Source organism: Nocardioides sp. J9, from assembly GCF_007829375.1.
Taxonomy (GTDB): Bacteria; Actinomycetota; Actinomycetes; order Propionibacteriales; family Nocardioidaceae; genus Nocardioides.
Genome location: NZ_VLJQ01000030.1, coordinates 1 through 2949, shown reverse-complemented (window position 1 = coordinate 2949; position 2949 = coordinate 1). Strand labels below are relative to the sequence as shown.

At 69.2% G+C, this 2949-nt stretch carries 3 protein-coding genes; 1 reads left to right on the top strand and 2 read right to left on the bottom strand.

Features of this window, described 5'->3' with window-relative positions; all coding sequences use genetic code 11:
* Positions 1 to 355 precede the first annotated feature (355 nt).
* Positions 356 to 514 carry a DUF5679 domain-containing protein gene (locus L615_RS02930; protein WP_107776774.1) on the bottom strand — a complete coding sequence of 53 codons (159 nt, stop codon included), beginning with the start codon at positions 512 to 514 and terminating at the stop codon, positions 356 to 358.
* Positions 515 to 655: 141 nt separating this feature from the next.
* On the opposite strand from L615_RS02930, the gene L615_RS02925 reads away from it, so the two are divergent.
* Positions 656 to 1489, top strand: coding sequence for an enoyl-CoA hydratase/isomerase family protein (locus L615_RS02925; protein ID WP_145724060.1), 834 nt, complete (start codon positions 656 to 658; stop codon positions 1487 to 1489).
* Between the two features lie 57 nt (positions 1490 to 1546).
* On the opposite strand, the gene L615_RS02920 is transcribed toward L615_RS02925, so the two are convergent.
* Positions 1547 to 2839, bottom strand: coding sequence for an ISL3 family transposase (locus tag L615_RS02920; RefSeq protein WP_145723860.1), 1293 nt, complete (start codon positions 2837 to 2839; stop codon positions 1547 to 1549).
* Positions 2840 to 2949: the final 110 nt, after the last annotated feature.

The window sequence follows — 2949 nt, the reverse complement described above, 5'->3', positions numbered from 1 at the left end:
GGCGGCCAGGGCGGTGGCCGTGGTGAGCGCTGCGGGTGCTGACATGTCCCGATTCTAGTCGAACAGGTGTTCGACAACAAGACCTGGCGTCGATGAATCCGCAGGTCAGACGCGTAATTGTGGCCGGCGGGCGGAGGTGCTCCGCGCCGGCGCCGGCCGCTTCCTGCGTTGCCAGCCGCAGGCCGACCGCCCGACCCAGCCGCCCGCCGTACCTCCTCGTCGCTGCCTTTCGGAACCCAGCCATCCGCCTGCCGGAAACCTGCTGGGACCAGCGCCGCCCCCCCGAAAACGCGTCACGGGCGGCTCCCACCGAGGTGGGAGCCGCCCGTGACGGTCGGTCTGTGTGGCCGGGTGATCAGGCCTTGCCGAGGATGCGGTTGAGGTTCGTGCCGCACTCGGGGCAGACGGCCTTGGCCATCCGGGTGCCCTTCTCGTTGACCTTGACCTCGCCCTCGGCCTCACGCTTGGCCTTGCACTTCACGCAGTAGAACTCGCCGCTCCAGGTCTCCGCCATGACGGCCTCCTTGCCATGTTTCATTCTGTTGGTCGTCGCGACGGGGTCTCGTTGGGGGAAGCCCGCCGGGGCCCGGAGACACGCTCCGAGCCTCCCTGACCCTACGGCACGCCGCCTGAAGCGCGAAGTAGCGTGCCCCGCATGTCTGAAACCACTTCGAATCCGTCTGCCGCCGCCTCCGCCGCCCCGGAGCTCGTCCACCTGCGCCTGGAGCGCCCCGCGGAGGGGGTCGCGCTGCTCGTCCTGGACCAGCCGGACCTCCGGAACGCGATGAGCGACGAGATGACGGCGTCGTGGGTCGCGGCGGTCGACCACCTGGCTGCGGACCCGACCGTACGGGCGGTCGTGGTGACGGGGGAGGGCAAGGCGTTCTGCTCCGGCGGGAACCTGTCGTGGCTGGCCTCGGAGCCGGACGCGACGGTGGACGACCTGCGGGAGCGGATGCTGCCGTTCTACCGCTCGTGGCTGTCGATCCGGCGCCTCGAGGTGCCGACGATCGCCGCGATCAACGGCGCGGCCATCGGGGCGGGGCTGTGCATGCCGCTGGCCTGCGACATCCGCTGGGCCGCGCGCGGGGCGAAGATGGGGGTGCCGTTCGCGAAGCTCGGCATCCACCCGGGCATGGCGGGGACCTACCTGCTGCCCGACGTCGTGGGGCCGGCGGCCGCGCGGGACCTCTTCCTGACCGGCCGGCTGGTCGACGCCGACGAGGCGCTCGCGCTGGGCCTGGTGTCCCGCGTGATCGAGCCGGAGGGCTTCCTCGACGAGGTGATCGCGGGTGCTGCCGGCATCGCCGGCGCCGCGCCGATCGCGACGAAGCTGACCAAGCGGGCGCTGCAGCGTGGCCACGCCAGCATCGAGACCGCGCTGGAGTGGGAGGGCCTGGCCCAGCCGATGACGCTGGCCACCGAGGACCTGCAGGAGGGGATCCGGGCGGCCCAGGAGAAGCGGGCGCCGGTCTTCCGGGGCCGCTGACCCCGGGCTCGGCACCGCGGGGCGGGCGAAAAATGGCTCTTGTGACTGATCCGTGGGTCATCGGCCGGGGAGTACGGGTCGGTGGCCGCCGAGGTTGAGCATGGCGAGGGCGATGAGCGCGTCGGGTGAGCGGAATCCGAAGGCGACGCGTGTGATGAGGCGGATCTTGGTGTTGACCGATTCGATGAGGCCGTTGGACAGGCCGTGCTCGATCGCGGCGAGGATCTCGGCCTTGTAGGTCACGATGGTGCGCTGCAGCTTCACGAAGCGTTCGATCCGGCTGCGGCGGGCCCAGCTGATCCAGTGCTCGAGCGCCTCGACTGCCTCGTGGTGGGGCAGCTGGAACACCAGGCGCAGTGCTTCCTTGAGCAGGTAAGCGCGGTGCAGGGTGGGTTCGGCCTTCGCGATCCAGGTCAGCTTCGCGGCTTGTCGGGTGGTGAGGTTCTCGGGGTTCTTCCACAACGCGAACCGGGAGTTCTTCAACGCTTTCGCGGGCCCGGTGGAGTAGTTCTCCTTGCCGGCCGCTCGTCTGGCCTGCAGTGTTGAGGGAGTCTGTCCGGTCCTGCTGCGTGCAGCGTTCCAGGCTTGGCGGCGGACTTCGTCGAGCGCGGTGGTTGCCCATTTCACGACGTGGAACGGGTCGGCGCAGCGGACCGCGTTTGGACATCGTTCGGTGACGACCTCCCCGATCCAGGCCGCGCCGTCTGCGGACACGTGGGTGATCTGAGCGCAGCGCTCGGGGCCGAGGACATCGAAGAACGCGCGCACGGTTGCCTTCTCCCGCCCGACTCCGACCCAGACCAGCCGTCCTGTGTCGTGGTCGACGACGACGGTCAGGTACTTGTGGTTGCGCTTGTAGGAGATCTCGTCGATCCCGATCCGGCGCAGTCCTGCCAACAGGTCGTGTTGGGCGGCGGTGTCGGACCAGACGCGGGTGATGATCGCACCAACGGTGCGCCATGCAATCCGCATCAACTCGGTGATTGCCGACTTCGAGCACTGGGTGGCCAGCCACGCGACCTGCTGGTCGAAGGCCAGTGTGTGGCCGGCGGCGTGTCGTGCCCACGGGACCTGGCGGACGGTGGGTCCGTGGACCGGGCAGTTCACGCGGGGCGCGTCGGCTTCGAGGAACACCTGCATCACGCCCACGTCCAGGCTTCGCCAGCGACGCCGCCCTTCGCCGTGGTCGTACCAGGATGCTCTTGTTCCACAGGTGCCGCAGCGGCCACGGCCGCCGCGACGAGGTCGCACGTGAGCGACGACGACCTCGGTCTCCTCGTCGAACTCGATCTCTTCGATGACGGTGTTCTCGACGCCCAACAGGGCGCGCCATAGGCTGGCGTTTCGCACGCCGTTCTCCGCTCAGCAGTTTCGGTCCTAGACAAGCCAGAAACCTAGAGCGGGAACGGCGTGTGGCCGTTCAGGCGCGATCAGCGACCCACGGAAGAGTCACAGGAGCC

What these genes read in the sequence shown, in the direction of transcription:
- L615_RS02930 (WP_107776774.1), bottom strand. Translation starts at nt 514, where the DNA reads ATGGCGGAGACCTGGAGCGGCGAGTTCTACTGCGTGAAGTGCAAGGCC.
- L615_RS02925 (WP_145724060.1), top strand. Translation starts at nt 656, where the DNA reads ATGTCTGAAACCACTTCGAATCCGTCTGCCGCCGCCTCCGCCGCCCCG.